18 protein-coding genes are annotated in these 23,137 nt (G+C 65.9%); 14 read left to right on the forward strand and 4 right to left on the reverse strand.

Annotation, left to right across the window (positions count from 1 at the left end; translation table 11 throughout):
* The first annotated feature begins 32 nt into the window (after positions 1–32).
* The 3 genes from PX554_RS05125 to PX554_RS05135 are packed head-to-tail and all read left to right on the forward strand — an operon-like array spanning position 33 to position 2,648.
* Positions 33–1,103, forward strand: coding sequence for a phosphotransferase (locus PX554_RS05125; RefSeq protein WP_275499522.1), 1,071 nt, complete (start codon positions 33–35; stop codon positions 1,101–1,103).
* On the forward strand, positions 1,100–1,888 hold the full coding sequence (locus PX554_RS05130; RefSeq protein ID WP_275499524.1) for an enoyl-CoA hydratase/isomerase family protein: 789 nt from the start codon (positions 1,100–1,102) through the stop codon (positions 1,886–1,888). Before PX554_RS05125 ends, PX554_RS05130 begins: the two co-directional genes overlap by 4 nt.
* 13 nt (positions 1,889–1,901) lie before the next feature.
* Positions 1,902–2,648: a DUF2889 domain-containing protein gene (locus tag PX554_RS05135; RefSeq protein WP_275499526.1), complete on the forward strand. Its 747-nt coding sequence runs from the start codon at positions 1,902–1,904 to the stop codon at positions 2,646–2,648.
* Positions 2,649–2,687: 39 nt separating this feature from the next.
* Here PX554_RS05135 and PX554_RS05140 read toward each other — a convergent pair whose 3' ends face one another.
* Positions 2,688–4,889 (reverse strand): beta-glucosidase family protein, encoded by a 2,202-nt coding sequence (locus PX554_RS05140; RefSeq protein WP_275499528.1) that lies wholly within the window; start codon positions 4,887–4,889, stop codon positions 2,688–2,690.
* A gap of 114 nt (positions 4,890–5,003) precedes the next feature.
* Here PX554_RS05140 and PX554_RS05145 point away from each other — a divergent pair, with 114 nt between their 5' ends.
* From PX554_RS05145 to PX554_RS05175, 7 genes are all read left to right on the forward strand, one after another.
* A complete protein-coding gene (locus PX554_RS05145) occupies positions 5,004–5,930 on the forward strand; it encodes a LysR family transcriptional regulator (protein WP_093221116.1) in 927 nt (308 codons plus the stop codon).
* Positions 5,931–6,002: 72 nt separating this feature from the next.
* Complete coding sequence (locus PX554_RS05150) at positions 6,003–7,316, forward strand: CitMHS family transporter (RefSeq protein ID WP_275499531.1); 1,314 nt, start codon at positions 6,003–6,005, stop codon at positions 7,314–7,316.
* Positions 7,313–8,656, forward strand: coding sequence for an acyclic terpene utilization AtuA family protein (locus PX554_RS05155; protein WP_275499533.1), 1,344 nt, complete (start codon positions 7,313–7,315; stop codon positions 8,654–8,656). The genes PX554_RS05150 and PX554_RS05155 overlap by 4 nt, the downstream gene beginning before the upstream one ends.
* 1 nt (position 8,657) lies before the next feature.
* Entirely contained in the window at positions 8,658–8,966 is a 309-nt protein-coding gene (locus tag PX554_RS05160; protein ID WP_275499535.1) for an AtuA-related protein, read from the forward strand.
* 11 nt (positions 8,967–8,977) lie between these two features.
* Entirely contained in the window at positions 8,978–10,978 is a 2,001-nt protein-coding gene (locus PX554_RS05165) for an alpha/beta hydrolase domain-containing protein (protein ID WP_275499537.1), read from the forward strand.
* A 305-nt stretch (positions 10,979–11,283) separates the two neighbouring features.
* Positions 11,284–13,986: a TonB-dependent receptor domain-containing protein gene (locus PX554_RS05170; protein ID WP_275499539.1), complete on the forward strand. Its 2,703-nt coding sequence runs from the start codon at positions 11,284–11,286 to the stop codon at positions 13,984–13,986.
* Positions 13,987–14,516: 530 nt separating this feature from the next.
* Positions 14,517–14,762 carry an alpha/beta hydrolase fold domain-containing protein gene (locus PX554_RS05175; protein WP_275499992.1) on the forward strand — a complete coding sequence of 82 codons (246 nt, stop codon included), beginning with the start codon at positions 14,517–14,519 and terminating at the stop codon, positions 14,760–14,762.
* A gap of 43 nt (positions 14,763–14,805) precedes the next feature.
* On the opposite strand, the gene PX554_RS05180 is transcribed toward PX554_RS05175, so the two are convergent.
* Positions 14,806–15,711 carry a LysR family transcriptional regulator gene (locus tag PX554_RS05180; RefSeq protein ID WP_275499541.1) on the reverse strand — a complete coding sequence of 302 codons (906 nt, stop codon included), beginning with the start codon at positions 15,709–15,711 and terminating at the stop codon, positions 14,806–14,808.
* A gap of 122 nt (positions 15,712–15,833) precedes the next feature.
* Between PX554_RS05180 and PX554_RS05185 the strand changes: the two genes are divergently transcribed.
* On the forward strand, positions 15,834–16,571 hold the full coding sequence (locus PX554_RS05185) for an SDR family oxidoreductase (RefSeq protein WP_275499543.1): 738 nt from the start codon (positions 15,834–15,836) through the stop codon (positions 16,569–16,571).
* Between the two features lie 35 nt (positions 16,572–16,606).
* The gene (locus tag PX554_RS05190) at positions 16,607–17,503 is read left to right on the forward strand and encodes an SDR family oxidoreductase (RefSeq protein ID WP_275499545.1); all 897 of its coding nucleotides are present in this window, start codon (positions 16,607–16,609) and stop codon (positions 17,501–17,503) included.
* 59 nt (positions 17,504–17,562) lie between these two features.
* Here PX554_RS05190 and PX554_RS05195 read toward each other — a convergent pair whose 3' ends face one another.
* Positions 17,563–18,435 (reverse strand): alpha/beta hydrolase, encoded by an 873-nt coding sequence (locus tag PX554_RS05195; protein WP_275499547.1) that lies wholly within the window; start codon positions 18,433–18,435, stop codon positions 17,563–17,565.
* 374 nt (positions 18,436–18,809) lie between these two features.
* Here PX554_RS05195 and PX554_RS05200 point away from each other — a divergent pair, with 374 nt between their 5' ends.
* Complete coding sequence (locus tag PX554_RS05200) at positions 18,810–19,415, forward strand: response regulator (protein WP_338061569.1); 606 nt, start codon at positions 18,810–18,812, stop codon at positions 19,413–19,415.
* A gap of 21 nt (positions 19,416–19,436) precedes the next feature.
* Here PX554_RS05200 and PX554_RS05205 read toward each other — a convergent pair whose 3' ends face one another.
* Positions 19,437–19,760, reverse strand: a complete 324-nt coding sequence (locus PX554_RS05205; RefSeq protein ID WP_275499551.1) for a winged helix-turn-helix domain-containing protein — start codon at positions 19,758–19,760, stop codon at positions 19,437–19,439.
* On the opposite strand from PX554_RS05205, the gene PX554_RS05210 reads away from it, so the two are divergent.
* Complete coding sequence (locus PX554_RS05210; protein ID WP_275499552.1) at positions 19,743–23,132, forward strand: sensor histidine kinase; 3,390 nt, start codon at positions 19,743–19,745, stop codon at positions 23,130–23,132. The genes PX554_RS05205 and PX554_RS05210 overlap by 18 nt on opposite strands.
* The last annotated feature ends 5 nt before the right edge of the window (positions 23,133–23,137 follow it).

Here is a 23,137-nt window from a genome sequence, read left to right on the forward strand (position 1 = left end):
CCCCGCCCCAACGCCATCGAAAGGCGCCAGCCTTGACCGTCTCCGCGATCGCCAACATCGGCACCACGCCGGTACGTGCGGGTTATGCCCTCGACGCGCACGCGCTCGACACATGGATGCGCGAGGCTGTCGAGGGCTATGCCGGTCCGCTCGCGATCCAGCAGTTCAAGGGCGGCCAGTCCAACCCGACCTACCGGCTCGTGACCCCTGCCAAAAGCTATGTGCTGCGCAAACAGCCGCCGGGCCAATTACTGAAGGGCGCGCACGCGGTCGATCGCGAAGCCCGCGTCATCGGCGGCCTCGCCGAGGCAGGCTTTCCGGTTGCGAAACTATGCGGCGTCTGCACCGATCCGGCGGTGCTCGGCACGATCTTCTACGTCATGGACATGGTCGAGGGCCGCATCTTCTGGGATGCCACCCTGCCCGGCATCCCTGACGCCGAACGCGCCGCGCTGTACGACGCCATGAACGCGACGATCGCGCAGCTTCATAGCATCGACTATCAAAGCGTCGGCTTGGGCGACTATGGCCGGCCCGGCAATTATTTCGCGCGACAGATCGGGCGCTGGTCGAAGCAATATCTGGACGACACGGAAGCCGGCCGCGACGCCAACATGGACCGGCTCGTCGAATGGCTGCCCACCAACATTCCGGCGAACGACGAAACCAGCATCGTCCATGGCGACTTCCGCATCGACAATATGATCTTCCATCCCGGCGAGCCACGCGTGCTGGCGGTGCTCGATTGGGAATTGTCGACGCTGGGGCATCCCGGTGCCGACTTCGCCTATCATGCGATGATGTACCGGATGCCGCCGCACATCGTGGCGGGGCTCGCGGGCGCCGATGTCGCCGTGCTCGGCATTCCTAGCGAACACGACTATCTCGCCGCCTATAATCATCGCCGCGGGCAAGCGGCCATGCCGGGGTATGATTTCTACATGGCATTCAATTTCTTCCGTCTCGCCGCCATTTTCCACGGCATCAAGGGGCGCGTCCTCCGCGGCAACGCGACCTCGCACGAGGCGAAAGAGCGCGTGGCGGTCTTGCCCGAACTGATGGCGCTCGCCTGGGCGCAGGCGCAGCGGGCAGGTGCGAAATGACCGCGTCCGCGATCACGTTCGAACTGGCCGATGGTGTCGCCTGGCTGACGCTTGCGCGGCCGGACCGGCGCAATGCGATCGGGCCGGAGATCGCCCGCGCGCTCCACGAGGCGGCGGATCTGTGCGCTGACGATCCCGCGATACGGTGCGTCGTGCTGACCGGAAGCGGCCGCTTCTTCTCGGTCGGCGGCGACATCGATGTTTTCTCGGAAGCCGGCGGCGATGTCGAGGCGATCGTGCTCGATCTGGCGCACAGCTTCCATGCCGGTGTTCACCGCCTCGCGACGATGGACAAGCCGCTCGTCACCGCGATCAACGGCCCCGCCGCCGGCGCCGGCCTCAGCCTCGCGATCCTCGGCGACATCGCGATCGCCGCCGCGTCCGCGCATTTCACCTCGGCGTATAGCGCGATCGGCCTCACCCCGGACGGTGGTGCGTCCTGGTGGCTGCCCCGGCTGGTCGGGCTTCGCCGCGCGCAGGAGATCGTGCTGACCAACCGGCGCATCGATGCATCGGAGGCCGCCGCCATCGGACTCATCACGCGCGTGACAGCCGACGAAGATCTCATCGCAGCCGTGCGTGAGGTTGCTGTGGCACTCGCGAGCGGCCCCACCCGCGCGATCGGCCGGTGCCGACGTCTGCTCCTCGCCTCCGCCACGAGCGATCTCGCGACTCAGCTCGAAGCCGAGGCCAATTCGATCGCCGCCACCGCTGGCGGCTCGGAAGGTCGGGAGGGCGTGAAAGCGTTCCTCGCCAAACGTCCCGCGGTTTTCCCGAACACGTGATGGCGGCCCGCGCGTGAGGCCGACGACCCTGAATTATCCGGTCAATCCGGACTATGGCAACGGTGCCTGCTGTCGGCGCATCACCGTGGACGCGGCGGACGGTCAGGTCACGGCGTATCTCACCGATACTTTCCACGAAATGCGGTGCACCGTGAACCACGATGGTGAGATCATCACCGCGATCAGCGGCGAAACCATCAGGATACCGACTTCGGCCTGCCCCGGCGCCGTCGGGCAACTTCGCATGTTCGTGGGCCTTCCGATCGCAACGCCGACACGCGAATTCTACCGAGGCACGCTCGCGGCGCGACACTGTACCCATCTCCTCGATCTCGCCGTGATCGCGGTCCGCCAGTGCGGTCGGCCGTACGGCACCACCCGGTATGACGCCGAGGTTCCGGACGAGACATCAGGCGAGACCACCATGGAGATCCGGCGAAACGGCGAGCAAGTGCACCGGTGGCTGGCGCGCGACGGTCGCATCGCCGCGCCGGCCGCGCTGCGAGGGCGCACGTTGGAGAGAGGTTTCGCCGCCTGGGCGAGCGAAATTTTCGACGCGGACGATTTCGAGGCCGCGACGATCCTCGCGCGCACCTGGCTCATCGCCATCGGCCGACGCTACCGTGTCGCCGACGCGGCGGGCCAACCCGCCTCGATGAACCCGCAGATGTTCGGCCGGTGCTACGCCTATAGCATGCCCAACATCACGACCGCCGTCTTCACCGGCGAGCCGGAGAGAAACGTCCCGCCGCGAATTTGATCAACACAGGCCGACCGGCGTTCCAGGTCCGCGACACCATCACCATCGACGCGCGGGGAAGCTGATTTCGACCGAAGTCTCAAGGTCCGCAGCGGAACTGCCGATGGCGAAACGGTAGGTGCCCGCCGCCATATCCCATCGCCCGGCTTTCCATGTGGCGAGCAGGCGCGGGTCGATCGGGACTTCAAGAACGCGCCGTTCGCCGGGCTTCAGCGTCACCTTCGCGAAACCGACGAGACGGGTCGTATCGCCAGCCGGCGTACCCGTGAGATAGACCTGCCCGACTTCGGCGCCGCTGCGTTTGCCGATATTGGTCACCGCAAAGCGCGCCACCGGCGCCGTACCCGGCAGGACGTTCAGCGCGCCATGTTCGAAGCGCGTGTAGCTGAGGCCGAACCCGAACGGGAACAGCGGCACGGCACGGCGCTTCGCGAACCAGCGATAGCCGACATCGGAGCCTTCGACGTTATAGTCGATGTCGAGCGTCTGCCCCGGCTTGCCATACCCGAGGAAGTTCGGTTCGATCGTGTCGCTGCCCGGCAGCTTGGGACGCGGAAGCTGATCGACGGATGCCGGGAACGTGACCGGCAGCCGCCCCGACGGGTTCGCGTCGCCGAACAGGATCGCTGCGATCGCCTCACCGCCCCGCGCGCCGGGATACCATGCCTCCAGCACCGCAGCGGTCTTATCAAGCCACGGCATCAAGACCTGGCTGCCGGTTTCGAGCACGACGATCGTGTTTGGATTGGCTTCGGCGACGGCGGTGATGAGTGCATCCTGGCCGTCCGGCAGCGACAGATCGGGCGCGTCGAGGCCTTCGGTCATCCACTGGGTCGCGAAAACGATCGCGACATCGGCCTTCTTCGCCGCCGCGACCGCGTCGGCGATGTAGCGGCCGTTTCGGAACACGACCTCCGCCTTGGGCGCGCGCGCCACGATCGCCCCGAGCGGTGACGAGCGTTGATAGGATTGGGCGAGCACCGCCGCGAACGGCCCGCCGACCGTGGGGATCGCCACGACGGGGCCGCCGACGCCCTGCACCTGCGAGGAGCCGCCGCCTGAAAGCACACCGCTGTCCGCATACCCACCGATCACGGCGATCCGCTGCGCCTTCGCGGTCAGCGGCAGGACATCGCGATTGCGGAGCAGGACAATGCCCTGCTCGGCGACATCCTGCGCCACCCGCGCATTCGCGGCGAAGTCGATCGGCGCCTTCGCCGGTGGATAACGGTCGATGCCGACCGCGTACATCGACCGCAGGATGCGGCGGTTCATGTCGGTGAGGCGCGCGCCATAGCGTTTGTAGCGGCGGGCCGCGGCGGCGAGGTCATCGCCGAAATAGAGCTTGTCATCGAGCTGCGCGCCGGATTGCTGGTCGAGCCCCTTAAGTGCAAAGTCGAGCCCGTGGACGGCGCCCCAGTCCGACATTACGAACCCCTTATAGCCCCAGTCGTGCTTAAGCACGCCGTTCAGCAGCGCGTCGTTCCCGCAGGCCGAGGCGCCGTTGACGCGATTGTACGCGCACATCACCGCGCCCGGATTGCCGCGCTCGATCGCTATCTCGAACGCCAGCAGATCGCTCATCCGAAGCGCCGAAGCGCCAATCACGGCGTTGTGAAACTGGCGTCCGGTCTCGACTGCGTTGATGGCGAAGTGCTTCACGGTCGAGATCACATGCCGCGACTGAATACCCGCGATCGCGGCCCCGCCCAGCAAACCGGAGTGCAGCGGGTCTTCGCCAAGATATTCGAAGTTGCGGCCGCCACGCGGATCGCGGACGAGGTTGATGCCGCCAGCGAGCAGAACGTTGAACCCCTTCGCGCTCGCCTCGCCTGCGATCGTCTCGCCACCGCGCCGGAGGAGATCCTGGTTCCAGGTCGCGCCCATCGCGAGCCCCGAAGGCAGCGCGGTCGCACCGTCACCCCGCAGGCCGCCGACATAGGAGACGCCGAGGCTGGCGTCGGTTTCGGTGAGGGCTGGTACCCCGAGCCGGGGAATGCCTTCGACATAGCCCGCCCCGAGCAGCAGGCCCTCGGGGAGCTTCGTGGCGCCGTAGGGGATAGCCATGATGCCGTGGGTGATCGTGACACGTTCGGCGTCGGTCATCTGCCGCTCGATCGCGGCTGCGCGCGCATCGGGATCGTTCGGGCTGTTCGCCTGCGCGTTGGACGCGGCGGGTATCGAGAGCGCGCTGCCCATCGCCAACCCCAGATAGCGCCGAATCCTGCCCGCTCGAACCATCGCTGCTCTCCCCGATTATCGTCCGCCCCGTATCGCCGATACGGTTCGATTATAAAAATAGAGGATTTGTATATATCCATCAGCCCAGGCTATTGATGCGCGGGGAGATGGATCATGCGCCGCACACCGAGCCTGTCGAGCCTTCGTCTGTTCATGCAGGTCGCCATCACCCGAAGCTTCAGCGAGACGGCGCGGCTGGCCAATCTGTCGCAGCCGGCGCTCAGCCGGACGATCAAGCTGCTCGAAGAGGAACTCGGCGTTCGCCTGTTCGATCGCAATTCGCGCAACGTCGCGCTGACGCCGGCGGGCGCAGCCTTGCTCCCAACCGTCGAGCGTCTCGCCGGGGATTTCGACTTGGCCTTCGAGGAGTTGCAGCAGACGTTCGCCGGGCAGCGCGGACGTGTGATCGTCGGCGCGCTGCCGTCCGCTGCCGCCCATTTTCTGCCCGCGATCATCGCCGAGTTCCGCCAGACTCACCCGCAGGTCGAGATCATCCTTCGCGACAATCTCTCCGGCGCCTTGTACCAGCAGATGCTCGACCGGCTGATCGACTTCGCGATCACGACTCCGCCCGGGTCCGGCGACGGCTTTCGTTTCGATCCGGTCATGGATGACGAATGCGTGCTGGTCTGCCGGCGGCAGGACGCCGACGATATCCCCACGCCAGTCGATTGGACGATTTTTTCGAGCCGGCCCTTCATCGCGATGGAGCCGCGCAGCAGCGTGAGGTTGCTGACCGATGCGGCCTTCGCCAAGACCGACCTGCTCGTTCGTCCGCTGTACGAATGCTCGCAACTGGCCACCGTTGGCGGTCTCGTCTCCGCCGGCCTCGGCATCACATTGTTGCCGCTCTCGACCTTGCCGATGCTGGGTGTCGGCGGGGATGTCGCGTGGCGGCGGATGGCGCCGCCGCGCGTCTCGCGCGAGATCGGTATCGCCTGTCTGGAAAACCGCACGATGTCACCCGCCGCGGAGGCGTTTCTCGGGACCGTGATGGCAGGTCTGCAATCGATATTAAAAACTGATTGCTCCATCAGATAAGTCGAATTGCTGGATAGATCATCCGTCGGCATCATGGGGCAGAGATCAACTGACAGAACGGGGGGAGAAGGGATGCTCGCGCTCATAGCCGCCGCGACGATCATGGCGCTGCTCGCCGCGATCCTGTCGAATCGCGTGTCGCCGCTCGCGGCGCTTATCCTCATCCCGATCGCGGGAGCGATCGCGGCGGGGATGGCGCCCGAAATCCCGGAGCATATCGTCGCGGGCCTCGCCAAGATCGCGCCGGTCGCGGGCATGTTCGTCTTCGCGATCCTGTTCTTCGGGATCATGACCGATGCGGGCCTGCTCGCGCCGCTGGTCGGCGCGGTGCTGCGGCTGGTCGGCGAACGACCGTCGCGGATCACGGTCGGCACCGCGCTGCTCGCGCTGCTCATCCACCTCGACGGTTCGGGCGCGGTCTGCTTCCTCATCACCATTCCCGCCCTGCGCCCGCTCTACGACAGGCTCGGCATGGACCGGCGCGTGCTGGCCTGCACCGCGTCGATGGCGGCGGGGGTGAACTTCCTGCCGTGGACCGGACCGACGCTGCGGGCGAGCGCCGCCCTGAAACTGCCCGTCACAACCATTTTCACCCCGATGATCGGCGTCCAGATCGTCGGTCTCGTCTTCGTGTTCGGCGTATCCTGGTGGCTCGGCATCCGTGAGGAACGCCGCCTCGCGATCGTGCGGCAGGCGCCCGCGTCGGCCGGCGCGGCGATGACGAGCCCCTCGCACGCGCCAAGCGATGCGGAGCGCGCGCTCCGCCGACCGGCCCTCTACCCCGTAAACGTGGCGATCACGCTGGTCGTGGTGCTGACGATGGTGACGGGACTGATGGAGCCGGTGGTCGTGTTCATGGCCGGTACCGCGCTCGCGCTCATCATCAACTATCCGTCTGCCACCCAGCAGCGCGAGCGGATCGACGCGCACGCGCGCGCGGCGCTGATGATGGCGGGAATCCTGTTCGCCGCCGGCGCCTTCACCGGCATCATGACGGGATCGGGCATGATAAAGGCGCTGGCGCAGGCATCGGTAGCGCATGTCCCGGATGCGATCGGCCCGCGCATCCCGGTGCTGCTGGGGTTCGCCGCGATGCCGCTCAGCCTCCTGTTCGATCCCGACAGCTTCTACTTCGGCGTGCTGCCGGTGATCGCGGAGGTGGCAGGCCATTTCCACATACCCGCCGTTCAGGTCGCGCAAGCGGCGCTGTTGGGGCAGATGACCACCGGCTTCCCGGTCAGTCCACTCACCCCGGCAACGTTTCTGGTCGCCGGTCTCAGCGGCGTCGAGCTTGGCGCGCACCAGCGCTTCGCCATTCCCTGGCTGTTCGCGGCATCGGTGGTGATGACGCTGGCGGCCATTCTCTTCGGGATATTTTCGCTATGACCGCGCGGACGATCCGCATCGGTGCGGGGGCGGGCTTCTCCGGCGACCGCATCGAGCCGGCGCTGGAACTGGTCGAGCACGGCCAACTGGATTTCCTTGCATTCGAATGCCTGGCGGAGCGGACGATCGCGCTCGCGCAGGCCGCGCGCCGGATCGATCCGGACGCCGGTTTCGATCCGCTGCTCGAAGACCGCATGCGGATGGTGCTGCCGGCGGCACACGCGCGTGGCGTGCGGATCGTCACCAATATGGGAGCGGCCAATCCGGCCGGCGCCGCGCGCCTCGTCGCACGAATCGCGCGCGATCTCGGACTGCATGGGCTTCGCGTTGCGGCGGTCGGCGGCGACGATGTGCTCGATATCGTGCGCGCCGGGGATTTCGCGCTGACCGACCGGCCCGGCACCAGCCGCGATCTCGGTGATGCGATCGTCTCGGCCAACGCCTATCTCGGCGCGGACGGCATCGTCGCCGCGCTGGCGGGCGGCGCGGACGTGGTGATAACCGGGCGTGTGGGCGATCCGGCGCTGTTCCTGGGGCCGATGATCCATGCGTTCGGCTGGGCGCGGGACGACTGGGACAGGCTCGGGCGCGGGACCGTCGTCGGGCATCTGCTTGAATGCGCAGGCCAAGTCACCGGCGGCTATTTCGCCGATCCCGGCGTCAAGGACGTGCCCGGCCTCGCCCGGCTCGGCTTCCCCTTCGCGGACGTCGCAGCCGACGGCTCGGCGGTGCTCGGCAAGGTCGATGGCTCGGGCGGTCGCCTGTCGGTCGCGACGTGCAAGGAGCAGTTGCTCTACGAAATCCTCGATCCCGGCGCGTATCTGCAAGCCGATGTCGTCGCCGATTTCCGTAGCGTTGCCTTCGATCAAGTCGCGCCGGACCGGGTCGCCGTCAGCGGTGGCGGCGGGGCACAGCAACCCGACACGCTGAAGGTTTCGATCGGTTATGGCGATGGCTTCCTGGGCGAGGGCCAGATCTCCTATGCCGGGCCGGGCGCGGTCGCGCGCGGGCGTCTCGCGCTCGACATCGTGCGCGAACGACTCGACATGACGGGCGCCCCCGTCACCGATCTGCGCTTCGAGATGATCGGTGTCGATGCGATCGACCGCACGGGGCGCGGGAGCGCTCCCGAGCCCCGCGAAGTCCGCATCCGCGTCGCCGGCCGCGCCGCCACACGCGCCGGAGCCGAGCGGATCGGCGCCGAAGTTGAGGCGCTCTACACTAACGGGCCGTTTGGCGGCGGTGGCGCCGTCACCGCCGTCCGCGAAGTGCTCGCGGTGGCCTCGACGTTGATCGACCGCACGCGGATCTCGCCCACAGTCCATTACGAGGTCGCCTGACATGATCCTGCGCGACGTGGCGCATATCCGCACCGGTGACAAAGGCGACATTTCGCAGATCGCCGTCATCGCCTATTCCGCCGCCGATTTCGCCCTGCTGGCAGAGCATGTGACCGCCGATCGGGTCGCCGGCCATTTCGCCGATCTGCCGATCCGCAGCATCCGCCGCTACGAGCTTCCCGCGCTGGGCGCGCTCAACTTCGTGCTGGAAGGCGCGCTGCGCGGCGGCGTCACCCGGTCGCTCGCGCTCGACGCCCACGGCAAGACGCTTGGCGCGCAACTGCTCGATCTCATCATCGAGCGCGACTGAAAGGTTCGATCATGCCAAAATCGCACATCTTCCTCGCCGGGTCCGCGCTGGCGGCCCTGCTCGCGGCGCCGGCGTCGGCACGCCTCGAACGCATCCAGATCGACAGCGTGACGCCAGCCAAGGCCGCCACGCCGACGGCCTATGAGATCGTGCGCGGCCGCTTCTTCGGGACGTTGGACCCGGCCGACGCGCACAACCGCATCATCACCGACATCGAAGGGGCGCCGCGCGACGCGCGCGGGCGTGTCGCTTATTCGGCGACCTTCGCGATCGCACGGCCAGTCGACCCTGCCAAGAGTAGCGGAGTGCTGTTCTACGATGTGCCGAACCGCGGCGGCTGGCCGATCGACGCCGATCCCGACGGCAACGTGCGCGTGATAAGCGGCTGGCAGGGCGATCTTACGCCCGGCGCCGATGTCCAGTCCGCGACCGTACCGATCGCGCATGCGCGCGATGGCGGTCCGCTGACCGGACCGGTGCTCGCCCGCTTCGTCGATATGCCCGCCGGCGCGAAATCGCTGCCGATTACCGGCAGCATCGGCAAGCCGACCCCCCGCCCCGCGCCGGTATCGCTCGATACGACCAAGGCGCGGCTGTTCCGCCAGACCGCCGACACCGCCGAATCGGTCGATATCAGCCCGCGCGACTGGGCCTTCGCCGATTGCAGCACCACGCCCTTCCCCGGCACGCCCGATCCGGCCAAGCTGTGCGTGCGCGGCGGCTTCGATCCGGCCTATGCCTATACGCTGATCTATCAGGGGAAAGACCCGCTGGTGCTCGGGATCGGCTTCGCCGCGACACGCGATCTCGTCGCGTATTTGCGCAGCGGCAAGCCCGACGATCGCGGCACCGCCAATCCGGCGGGGGCGATCCGCTGGACGTTGGCGAGCGGAACCTCGCAATCGGGCAATTTCCTCAAGAGCTTCGTCAATCTCGGCTTCAACGCCGATGAGACTGGCAAGCGCGTGTTCGACGGGGTCAACCCGAACATCGCCGCGCGGCAGGTGCCGCTCAACCTGCGCTTCGCGGTACCCGGCGGCGCCGCGACGCTCTACGAACCCGGCAGCGAAGGGACTTTGTGGTGGAGCCGGTACGATGACGTCGCGCGTGGACGCGGCACGAGCAGCCTGCTCGATCGCTGCCGCGCGAGCGATACCTGCCCGAAGATCATCGAGACGTTCGGGTCGGCCGAATTCTGGGGGCTGCGCATGTCGCCCGGCCTGATCGGCACCGATGCGAAGGCCGATCTTCCGCTCCCGCCGGACGTGCGGCGCTATTATTTCCCCTCGGTCACGCATGGCGGTTCGTGGACCGGCGGCTTCAAGAGCGCGGGCGATCCGAAGTCACCGGTCTGCGCGCTTCCGGGCAATCCCAATTCGTCACTCGAAAGCCTGCGTGCCGCGCAGACGATGCTGATCGCCTGGGTTCGCGACGGCACGGCCCCGCCGCCGAGCCGCTACCCGACGCTCAAGCACGGCGATCTCGTCGAGGCGAACGCCGCCGCGACCGGCTTCCCGACCTGGCCGGGCGCACCCTCACCGGACGGCAAGCTCAACGTGTTCCTCGATTACGACATGGGAAGCGGCTTCGCCTATCACGACATCAGCGGGGCGATCACGCGGCAGCCGCCGATCGTGCGCGGCGTGATTCTGTCGCGCGTGCCGCGCGTGAACGCCGATGGCAACGAAACATCGGGCGTCCCCTCCGTGCAGCTCCAGGTTCCGCTCGGCACCTATCTCGGCTGGAACATCCAGTCGGCCGGCTGGGGCAAAGGCGGCGGTTGCGGCTTCTTCGGCGGCTACGTTCCGTTCGCGCGCACGCGCGCCGAACGGCTGGCGGCGCACGATCCACGACTGTCGCTCGAGGAACGGTATCGCGATCACGACGGCTTCGTGGCGAAGGTCCGCAGCGTCGTCGCCAGCCAGCAGGCGGCCGGCTGGCTGCGCGCAGACGACGCGAAAAAGCTGATCGCCCAGGCGGTCGAGAGCGACGTCCTCGTCAGCCGCCAGTAACGATCAGTTCAACGCATCGATCAATCAGAAGATTATATTTCTGTTCTGGAACGGAACAGGCCACTCATACACAGACAAGAACGTCCGAAGCCGGATGTCGTCGAGAGGATGCAAGGCCAGTCGCCCGCGACCTGACCTGATACGACCGCCCGTGACTGGCGGCATGATCCCTCGCGCGTCCGGTACTTCGGCCACAAAGGGGAAACTGCCGATGACCAATCCGCTCGCATGTTCGCATCGCCTTCTCGGCGGTCTCTCGATCACCGCGGTTGTGATGATGCTGGCCACCGCCGCCAGCGCGCAGGTTGCTGATCCACAGCAGCCCCCAGCGGCCGATCCGCAAACGCCCCCGCCCGCAGAGATCACGCCCGACATCGTCGTCACCGGCTCTTATCTGCGCAACGTGCGGCAGGAGGATCGCGCCTCGCCGATCCTGTCGATCGACGCCGCGAACCTGGCGAGGACCGGTCACCTCGCTTGGCGACATCACCCGCTTCATTCCGCAGAACGTCGGCAGCGCCGGTGGTATCCAGGATCTCGCCAAGGGCGGCGGCGCGGATTCGCGCGATACCCGGTCCGCCAACCTGCGCGGGCTCGGCGCGGGCGCGACGCTGGTGTTGCTCAACGGGCGGCGGGTCGTACCCGCCGACGGCTTCGTCAACCTCAACAGCCTGACGCCCGAGATCGCGATCGACCGGGTCGAGACCGTGCTTGATGGCGCATCGTCCACCTATGGCGCGGATGCGGTCGCGGGTGTGTTCAACGTCATCACCAACACGCGCTTCAACGGCCTCAAGGTCTCCGCCCAATATACCCACATCGACGATTCCCCCGCCGCCACCGTGCAGGCGATGTGGGGCATCGGCAGCGGCCGCTTCCACACCGTCACCTCCGCCGCGTATCGCTATCAGGCCGGGCTTCAGAACAGCCAGCGCGAAGTGACGAACTTCTTCAACCCCTCCTCGGGTGCGGGCGCCAATCCGGGCGCGTTCACGCTCTATTCGCGGCCGCAAACCGCCAGCGGCGGCGATGTCGTGCTCAACGGCAACAACTATTCGACCCTTTATGATCGCTTCAAATCCTCCGCCGGTACGCTGACGGTCGTCGATCCCAATTGCGGTTCGGCGGCCAGCCAGAGCCGCTACGTCCCCGCGGCGAACAGCCCCGGCTTCGGCTTCGGCCTCGGCTCGTGCCAGTTCAGCTTCCAGGCGCAGAATCCGATCCGACCCGAGGCGAAGAGCTACCTCGTCCACAACGACACTTCGTTCGAGATCGCGCCGGGGCAGACCTTGTTCGCGGAGATCGGCATCTATCATCAGGATTCGAACCGCCGCAGCGTGCCGTCCTATGCGCAGAACCGCGTCGGCGCGCGCCCGCCGATCGTGCCGGCGAGCAATCCCTATAACCCCTTCGGCGTCGATGTCGCCTTCATCGGTCGCGCGATCGGCTCGCAGGGCTTTCCTGGCTATCCCTATCGCCTGATCCAGGACAAGGTCGATCAGGGCCAGTTCGTCGTCGGTGCGCGCGGAAACATCAGCGGAAACTGGAAGTACACCGCCAACGCCACCTATTCGCGCGCAGACATCTCCTCAACCGACCGCGACACCGACATGAATCTCTTCCAGGCCGCGCTCAACGGCTATGGCGGCCCGAACTGCAACATCCGCTACAGCGGGCCGGGCGCCGGCGCGCAGCCCGGTGTCGGCAACTGCCTCTATTTCAGCCCCTTCACCGCCGACGTGTCCAAGATGGACCCGTCGCTGATCTACAATCTCCAGAGCAACGTCACGACGCTGTCCAAGATCGAATATATGATCGGCGAAGCGGTCGTGAACGGTTCGCTCGCGCAGATCAACGGCCACTCGCTCGACGTCGCGGTCGGCGCGCAATACCGCAAGGAGAAGCAGTCGAACACCTATTCGGACCTGCTGCTGAGCGGGTTCGGCGGTTTCCTCGGGCCGAACCGCAACACCGCCTTCAGCCGTGAGGTGAAAAGCGTGTTCGCGGAGGCGAATTACGAGGTCGTCACCGGCCTCAACGTCAACGCCGCCGCGCGCTATGAGGATTACGGCAACTTCAGCACGACCGCGCCCAAGATCGCGGTGAACTGGCGCATCCTGCCGCAACTGTCGCTGCGCGGTTCGGCGAGCAAGGCGTTCCAGGCGCCGAGCATCGCCAATTCCGCCGCCGTGCTGATCTCCACCAACGTCGCCAACATCATCGATCCGCGCGACGGCACGACGACCTTCCGGTCGGTCCAACAATATGGCAACCCAGGTCTGCGACCGCAGAAAGCGGACGTGTTCAACGTCGGCGCGACGCTGCTGCCGATCCAGAACCTCAGCCTGTCCGTCGATTACTGGCACTACAAGTACAAGAACCAGATCCAGCTTCAGAACGGCCAGGCGGTCATCAACGCCGCCCCCAACGGCCCCAACGTCATCCGGGATGCGAGCGGCGTCGCCCAATCCGTCATCGTGTCCTCCTACAATGCACCCAGCGGCACGGGCACGTCGGGTATCGACGTCGCGGCGAACTATCGCTTCGAGGTCGGCGCGGCGCATGTCACCCTGCGCGACAATCTGAGTTACCTGGCGACCTATGATGTCGATACCGGCACGATCGTCTACGACGGCGTCGGCCACCGCAACAACTACCAGACCTCGCCGCTGACCTCGGCCGCCGCGCCGCGTTGGCGCAACCTCGCCAGCATCGATGTTTCGCTCGGCGACCATTTCCTGTCGGGCACCTGGCGTTACGTATCGAGCGTGATCGACGATTATCAGCAGGTCGTCGGCGCGCCGACGGTGGCGCGGGTCGGGGCATGGTCGGTGTTCGACGTTCAATACGGCCTGCAATTCGGTGCGGACAAGCAGTACGAACTCACGCTCGGCATGATAAACGCGCTCGACACCGCGCCGGCCAAGGCCTTGTACACCGGTTATCTCTCGACGCTGGGAGACCCCTATGGCCGCCAGGCCTATGTCCGTGTCAGCGCCAAGTTTTAGTGCGCTGGTTTCGCCGTCCCCCTGCCGACGGATTTTCGGAGAAATCCGCGTTGGCAGGAGATCGAGGCATCGCGCGCATATAGGTTCGACGGCCGGGTTCGGCGAGACGAGACGATTTCAAGTAGCACGCGGAACGACGCATGTGGTCGACTGCTGCCGTCGCGTCTTCGGACACAGCCGTCGTTTGCGTCCACACTTGGGAAGTCGGGTTTCGATTGAAGCGACCGCCCGCAGGCGTGATCACCGCCATTCGGCGAACGCGCACGACTGGCCGATACGCCCCGGCGGCTTCCGGGTGTCTGAAGGGCTTTGCAGATGCTTCGGTCGCCTCAAGCATGTCTGACGTCTCGCCACCCGCTATGATCGCTTGGCCATCCACTTCGCCGCCGCCAGCGCCATCGTCAGGCTGCGCTGGATGTCGATCCGCTGGACGTGGATTTGCGCAACGCACAGCTACGCCGGTGCAGGGGCCGTCCACGCGATCGCATCAATGCCGATCAGAGGGCCATCGGCTCCGATTATAGCGAGTTATCGCCTCGCGCACGCCGAGGGTCTCGGCCACTCGGACGAGATCGGCGGCCGATGGGACCCGCAAAGCAGTTGCCGACAATTCGGTCGGCGGCGACATGACCGCCGCGATTTCGCTGATGGCCAAGGATCGTGATGACCCGAAGATCAGCTACCAGGTGCTAATGGTGTCCGCGACCGACGCTAGTGTCGAAACCGCATCGTATCGCGAGTTCGCGGGCGGCATCCGCGACCATATCGGTCGCTGACCGATTTTCGACCGGCTTCGAGCCGGCCCGCGTCCGGCAAGGGTCAGGCGGCGATCTCGCTCACGAAGTCCAGAAACGCCTGGACCTTTGCCGGAACGATAGGAGAGGCATGATGGAAAGCATAGAGCGGGAAGGTCTCATCCGACCAATCCTGTAGCAGATGGACGAGGCGCCCCGCCGTGATGAGATCGCGTGCGTAGATATCCAGCAGTTGCGCGATTCCAGCGCCGCCCAGGCAAGCGCCAAGCAACATCCCGGTATCGGTGACGAGGAGTGCCCCGCTTGCGGCCACGGCCACCGACTTCTTTCCCCGATGCAACTCCCAATCGTAGGGGCGACCGGTTGCGTCGTTGCGGATCAGCAGACAATGGTGTTGCCCATGCGACAGGTCCTGGGGCGTCCGGGGTTGCCCATGCCGCTCGACATAGGCCGGTGCCGCGCAGGTTACGACGCGAGTGCGCAGCAGCAGGCGCGCCTTCAGAGACGAGGGTTCGGGCTCTCCGAACCGAACCGCCACATCGAAGCCATCGCCGACGAGATCGCCCATCCGATCCCGTACGCCGACTTCGACAGCCAGCTCCGGGTACCGCGCCAAAAACTCTCCGAGTCTAGGCGACAGCAGATGATGCCCGAATGTGCCATCGACGTTGACCCTGAGCCGGCCTCGAACGACGGCTCTGTTGCCGGCGGCGCGAACAGCAGCATCCTGGATTCCGGCCAGCAGCGGAGATACGGCCTCGTAGAAGCTTCGCCCCTCGTCGGTCAGGGATATCGCGCGAGCGCTCCGGTTGAATATGCGGACTCCGACCCGCTCCTCCAACCGTGCCACAGCGCGGCTCACCGCAGGCTGCGTCAACCCCATCGCCTCTCCGGCACGCGCGAAGCTGCCGGCTTCCACGACGGCCGAAACCGCACCGATCCCGCTCAGCAACCTGCTATCGAACACCATAAGGCATACTTTCAGTCATTCATGCATTAACATTTATGTATTATATTGATTCATCGCGCAAAACTAGATTTGTTCCCCGGAGCCGAACCTCTTCGGCCCGACAAGAGAGAACGGAGGAAGACATGAGCAAGAACGGAAAAGTTGCCCTGGTCACCGGTTCATCGCGCGGGATTGGGGCTGAGATAGCGGTTCGCCTCGCGGCCGACGGTTACGCCGTGGTCGTCAACTACGCGGGCGGCGTCGGTCCAGCACAGGAGGTTGTCGACAAGATCAAGGCTGCAGGCGGCGACGCGATCGCGGTTCAGGCCGACGTTGCCGATCCGGCCGCGGTGGCCGCCATGTTCGAGCAGACCGAGAACACGTTCGGCGGCATCGATGTCGTGGTCAATTCCGCCGGCGTGATGCTGCAGGCGAGGATCGCCGAACTGCCCGACGACATGTTCGACCGGAGCATGGCCATCAACGTCAAGGGCACGTTCAACGTCTGCCGCGAGGCCGCCAACCGCGTTCGCGAAGGCGGCCGCATCATCAACATTTCGACCAGTGTCATCGGCATGCGCCTGCCGACCTACGGCCTGTACGTGGCAACGAAGGCGGCAGTGGAGGCCATGACACAGGTTCTCACGCAGGAGATGCGCGGGCGCAACATCACCGTGAACGCGGTCGCCCCGGGGCCGGTCGCCACTGAGCTGTTCCTCCATGGCAAAAGCCCCGAGCTGATCGATCATATGGCGAAGCTCAATCCGCTCGAGCGGCTGGGTCAGCCGGCGGATATCGCCCGCGTCGTGTCGTTCGTGGCCGGCCCGGAGGGCGCCTGGGTCAACGGCCAGGTTCTCCGCGCGAACGGCGGAATGTGCTGAGCCGGACCTTTCCCTCCGATCGAAGGACAATCATCATGAAGCAGGTAGTTCTGGTCACCGGCGCGTCGAGCGGGTTCGGCCTCCTCTCCGCACAGGCGCTCGCGAAGGCAGGTCATGTCGTGTATGCGTCAATGCGTGAAACCAAGGGGCGCAACGCGACCAAGGTGGCCGAGGTCGAAGCCTACTCGAAAGACAACGGCGTCGATCTGCGCACCGTGGAACTCGACGTGCTGTCCGAAGCGTCGGTGAACGCGGGCATCGATAAAGTCATCGCGGACAACGGTCGCCTCGACGTGGTCGTGCACAATGCCGGCCATATGGTGTTCGGCCCCGCCGAAGCCTTCACGCCCGAGCAATATGCCGAGCTCTACGACATCAACGTGCTGTCCACCCAACGCGTGAACCGCGCGGCGCTCCCCCACCTGCGCAAGCAGGGTCGCGGGCTGCTTGTCTGGGTCTCGTCGAGTTCGGCGCGGGGTGGCACACCGCCATTCCTCGCTCCCTACTTCGCAGCGAAAGCGGGCATGGATTCGCTCGCGGTCTCCTACGCGGCCGAAGTGGCGCGCTGGGGCATCGAGACATCGATCGTGGTGCCGGGCGCTTTCACGAAGGGCACGAACCACTTCGCCCATTCCGGCGCGCCCGCCGATCAAGAGCGCGCCACCGAGTATCTGGAGGGCCCTTACAAAGGCGTCTCCGAGCAGGCGCTCCATGGGCTAGCTGCCCTTGAGCCAGCCGATGCCGATGCCGGAGAGGTGGCGGTCGCGATAGCGGCGATCGTCGATGCCCCCTTCGGCAAGCGACCATATCGAGTCTACGTCGATCCTTCGCAGGATGGCGCGGAAGAGGTGTTCCGGGTCGGGGATCGCATGCGCCGCGAGATGTTTCAGAACATCGGCCTGCAGGATTTGCTCAAGCCTCGCGTCAACTAGCCCGTACGGCGGGAGAGTCTATCGGCTCTCCCTCCCATCGGCGCATTCGGCTACCCCCTTCATAGCAGCGGAATGTGCGGCGCAGCGGGCAAACGTTGGGCAATCCACGACACGATGTCTTCGATGACAGCTTCCCTGCCGATATCCGATAGAAGATCGTGATACGCTCCCTCGTAGAGTCTCAGCGCCTTATCCTTGGACCCTGTGGCGTCGTAAAAGTGCTGGCTGCCGCTGGGCTGCGTTGCTCGGTCGGCCGTGCCGTGGAGGATGAGGACCGGGGTCGTCAACTGCGAGAAGTCGCGATCCAGTCGCTCCCCCGCGCCGATCAGCGCCGCTACGGTGACGAGTGGTTGGATCTCGCCAGCAATAAGGGGATCGGCATTCAAATGCTCGACCCATGCACCGTCGCGGGAAAAGTCTTCGGTCTTCAACCGCAGTACGCGGGCGCCGGGTGCGATGCGACCGAACAGCTTCAGCAACGCCAGCGCAACGGCGGGCGCAGGCAGCCGGAGGGCGACGCTTTCGCAAATCAGGCCTTGCAAGCCGAACGGGTGCTCGATTGCGTACAGGCAAGCGGCCACGCCACCGGCACCGTGTCCCAGCAGGTATAGCGGCAGGTCTTGGTCGCGTCGCCTGGCCAGCGCGATCATGGCAGCGATGTCCGCCACATAGTCGTCGAATCGTTCAACGGTGAAGCGCGGTCCGGTCGAGCGGCCGCGCCCGCGCAGATCGACGGCGTATACGGCGCAGCCCGCCGCAACCAGTCGCTCGGCCACCCACGCATACAGGCCGCCATGCGCGTTGAACCCGTGGCAGATGGCAACGACCGCGCGCGGCAACGATACGGGGCGCCAACGGCGGACGAAAATAGCCGCACGATCGACCGACAGGGTAATCTCTTCAGGAACCACGCGAAAGGCGCCCTCGGCCATCGTTCAACTCCTCCTCACGAACGGGATCGTTGAAAAACACGCCCGCAGCGCGAATGCGGGATTTGATAGCGAGCACGACGGCATGACAGTCATGCTGCGGCCTTCCCCTCGTGCCTGCTCACCGTCATACGCCACATCCGTGCCGCGCTCTGGTGAGCTATGGTAAGGCGCGGTTAAGTGCGGGCGTTACGCGCGCGTCACGCATCCGATGACCATGCGCAGACGCCGCCTTCCCTTATTGAAGGGCAGGGTCACGGCGAGCCGTGGAAAATTCCTCGTGGATCGCTAGGATAGCCATAACGGATATGAAGGACGGCGGCGACTTCGGGCATCGGAAGGGCGCCATCGGGGATCGGGATAGTGTGACGATACGGGTGTTGACGGTCGATGATCACGCAACGGTCCGCGATGGCGTGGCCGCGCTGATCGCGCGGCAACCAGACATGGAAATCGCAGGCGAAGCGGCGAACGGCATCGAAGGGGTAGCGATGTTCCGCGCGCTCACGCCCGACGTGACGCTGATGGACCTGCAGATGCCGGACCTGAACGGCATCGACGCGATCGGCGCGATTCTGGATCTATGCCCGCGGGCGAGAATCCTTGTACTCACCACCTATTCCGGAGACGCGCAGGCGGTGCGGGCGATCCGCGCCGGGGCTGCTGGCTATCTGCTCAAGAGCTGCCTGCGCACCGAGTTGCTGGACGCGATCCGCACCGTCCATGCCGGCCGCCGCGCGATGAGCGCTGAAATCAGCCACGCCGTGGCCGAACATGCGCTGGACGAACCGCTTACGGATCGCGAAATGGCGATTCTCGGCATGGTCGCCGAAGGGCATCCCAACAAGCAGATCGCGCGGGATCTCGACCTCTCTCCGGATACGATCAAGTCGCACCTCAAGAACATCTTCGCAAAGCTGGGGGTCGATGATCGCACCCATGCCGTGACCGTCGCGATCCGGCGCGGCTTCTTCCAACGCTGACGCGGCCTGCGGCGTCGGCGCTCAGTTCTGCACGTCTGCGATGAATCGATAGCCGCGCCCGGTGACGGTGGCGATGTAGCGCGGCGCCTCGACCACTTCGCCCAACACCCTGCGCAGGCTGGCGACATGCACCTTGAGATTACCATCGCCGACGAACGTGTCGGGCCAGGTGCGCGCGCGCAGTTCGCGCTTGCTGACGACCTCCCCTGGCCGCTCGACCAATATGGTAAGGATGTCGAGTGCGCGGGCGCCGATCTTGACGGGAACGTCGTGCTTGAGCAGCGACTGCCGGCCAGGCCTGAGGATAAACGGACCGAAGCGGAAGCATTGCTCGACCGCTCGCACGAAGGGGCCTTGATAGAAGGGCGGCGGCGCGGGCATCAATACAGTAATAGACGACATGCCGACGATCTCCCCGTCGCATTGCTCCGGCCGGTCTTCGGCGGGTGTAGTTCCGGCCGCCACGCCATAGCCAGAGCAATGTTGTTGTGCCGCGAAGACTATGCCGCTGCTGACGCTGCCGCATCATACGGGCGGGTTAGCTGGTCTCACCCGTTTGGGGGATCGACAGGCGCAGCATCCTTGCTTCCGCGTGACACCTGGTCCGGTTTAGCCGAAATACGCGGCATGTCGTCTGCTGCGAAATATTGCGTGGTCGGGATGTTGGCGTCGCTGCCAAGCCCGTGTGACGCGCTCGGAGCGACCGTGCAGCGCACCCTCCAACAACTGCGGCATACCGCCTGGACGGCACGGGAGGGCGCACCACCGGAAATCTGGGCACTCGCCCAGTCGCGCGACGGCTATCTATGGCTGGGCACGGGGAGCGGACTGTACCAGTTCGACGGCGCGCGCTTCGAGAAGTTCCGACCCTCCAAGGGCGAACATCTACCGTCGCTCAACGTCAACGCCCTGCTTGCGAGTCGCACCGGCGACCTATGGATCGGCTTCGCATCGGGTGCCGTGGCGCGGCTGCGCGCAGGGCACCTCACCACGTTCGACCTTGGCATGCCGTCGGTGCCCGTGCTGGCGCTCGCCGAGGACCGAGCGGGTATGATCTGGGCTGTCTTGGGCGAGGATAACAGAGGCGAAGTCGCCCGTTTTCGTCAGGGCAGATGGGAAATGCTCGGCCGCTCGCACGGTATCCCCGCAGGTGCCGCAACCAGCGTCGTCGCGGGGGTGGATGGATCGGTGTGGGTCGCGGTCGGCGGCGAACTGGAGGTGCTGCGTCCCGGCGCCACCCGCTTCGCGCGCGTCCCCGCCTCGGCTTCGGAAAGACCGCAGTTGAAACAGGCGCCCGATGGCGCGATCTGGCTGAGCACCGGAGCCCGTCCCGGTCTCCAGCGCATCGCGCCTTGGGCGGCTGGCGCACCCCCGACATGGGTGCTGCCGCCCCTATCGGCCAATCCGCGCGCAGAGAGCTTGCTGTTCGACCGACACGGCAATCTTTGGGGGACCTATGGAAGTGGCGGCGTTTTTCGTCTCGGCGCCGGCTGGGTCGATGGTGCCCTCGTCGCCAATGGTCCGCGAGAGAAGTTCGGCGTGGAGCGCGGCCTGACGTCCAACCTCGCCAACCCCATCCTGGAAGACCGGGAAGGCAATATCTGGGTAGGGACCAATCTCGGCCTCGACCAGTTCCGAGAAACCAGCGCGGTGGTCGCCGCCGGGCTGCCGACGGACTCGCGGAACGGCTTCCGGATCGCGCGGGGCCCCGCAGGCGCGATGTATGTGACAACGAACGACGCGCTGTTCCTCGCGGGGCCGGGCATCACCGCTCGAAAGTTGGCTGAGCTTCCGCGGCGTCCGCTGATCCTGCACACCGATGCGCTGGGACGCATTTGGATCGGCACGGATCGGACGTTGGGCATCTGGTCGGGCGCGGCCATGCGCGACGTGCCCTTGCCGTGGGCGCGACCAAAGCCGTTCGCGCTTCTCGAGGAAGCGCCGGGTCGGATCTGCGTCTGGTCGGCGGAAGGCGCCTTTTGCCGGAAAGGCAGAGGCTGGGCCCCGGAACAGCGGCTCGCGACCTTGGGCAATGTACCGACGCAGATACTGCGCGACGAGGCCGGGCGCATGTGGATCGCGGAAGGCGATCGCATCGAGATGGTCGATGGGCGCAAGCGGCGGGTGTTCTTCGCCCGCAACGATCTTGCACTGGGCACCGTCGTGGTCATCGCCGTTCGGGGGCAGCATGTTTATGCGGGCGGCGACTTCGGCCTGGCGCGGTTCGATGGCCGGCGTTTCGTCACCCTGAAGTCCGACGTCCATCCTTTCCTGAGCCGAACGGCCGGGATCGTCGAAACCTCCGCGGGTGACCTTTGGCTCAATACCGCCGGCGGCGTGGTCAAGATCGCGCGCGCCGCCTTGGATGATGCGTTGGCACACCCCGAACGCCCGATGAAGGCGCGCGTGTTCGACCGCGACGACGGCATGCCTGGCGTGGCGCAGCAGGATTCGTGGTCGCAAACCGCGGTCGAAGCGACGGACGGCCGAGTCTGGTTTCTGACCAGAGTCGGCGTTGCCTGGATCGATCCCAAGCAGGTGTTCTCCAATCGGCTGCCCCCGCCGGTGATTGTCAAATCGCTGATCGCCGGCAGACGCACCTTTGCCAACGAAGTGCCGCCCCGCCTGCCCAAGGGCACCTCCAACCTCAAGATCGCCTATACCGCCACGAGCCTGTCGGTGCCTTCGCGCGTGCAATTCCGGTACCAGCTCGAAGGGATCGACGAGGATTGGATAGACGCGGGCACGCGCCGTGAGGCCTTCTACACTGGGCTAGCGCCGGGCAACTACCGGTTCCGGCTGATGGCGGCGAACGAGGACGGCGTATGGAACCGCCAAGGCGCGACGCTCTCCTTCGAGATCCCGCCGACCTTCGTCCAAAGCTGGCCGTTCCGCCTCCTCTGCGGTTTTGGAGTGCTGGTGCTGCTCTGGCTTCTCTACACACTCAGGCTGCGGGCCATGTCCAATCGCATCCGCGCGCGGGCGGCCGAGCGGACGGCCGAGCGCGAACGCATCGCCCGCGAACTGCACGACACGCTGCTGCAATCCATCCAGACCCTCACCCTGCACGTACAGGCGGCCGTGGAAGATCTGCCGCAGGGTACGCCGGAACGCGCGCAGCTCGAGAATGCCTTGACCCGCGCCGACCGGGCGATATCGGAGGGGCGTGACCGCGTACGCGACCTGCGGAAGCACCGAGACCCCGAGGGGATCGTCGAGATCCTAACCGACATCGTCGCCGACAAGGGCTTCGGTTCCGCAACGAGCGTTCGCATCCAGGCGGATGGCAACCCTCGCCCGCTTGCACCGGTCGCGCTCGACGAAATCGTTCGCATTGCCGGTGAAGCCGTCGCCAACGTCCGCCAGCACGCCAGAGCGACCCAGTTGCGCATTGAAATCCGCTTCGCCCGCCCGTTCACGATCCGGTTCTCGGACGATGGCTTAGGGATTCCGGCACCCGTTCTCGAAGAGGGACGCAAGGCGCATCACTACGGACTGCAAGGGATGCGGGAAAGGGCGAGGAAAATGCGCGGCACTCTGACCATCCGATCTCCCTCGGAAGGCGGCACCGAGTTGTTGCTCACCATCCCCGCGCAAGTCGCCTATACGCGTCGCGGTGCATCGCGCTGGGCGGCGTGGCGCAACCGGGCGGCGCGTCTGCTCGGCGCCCGTCTGCGACGACGGCCTGCCGCGTCCGGGCGCACGCCCATCGATTAGCCGAC

Source organism: Sphingomonas pollutisoli (assembly GCF_029167165.1).
GTDB classification, from domain to species: domain Bacteria; phylum Pseudomonadota; class Alphaproteobacteria; order Sphingomonadales; family Sphingomonadaceae; genus Sphingomonas; species Sphingomonas pollutisoli.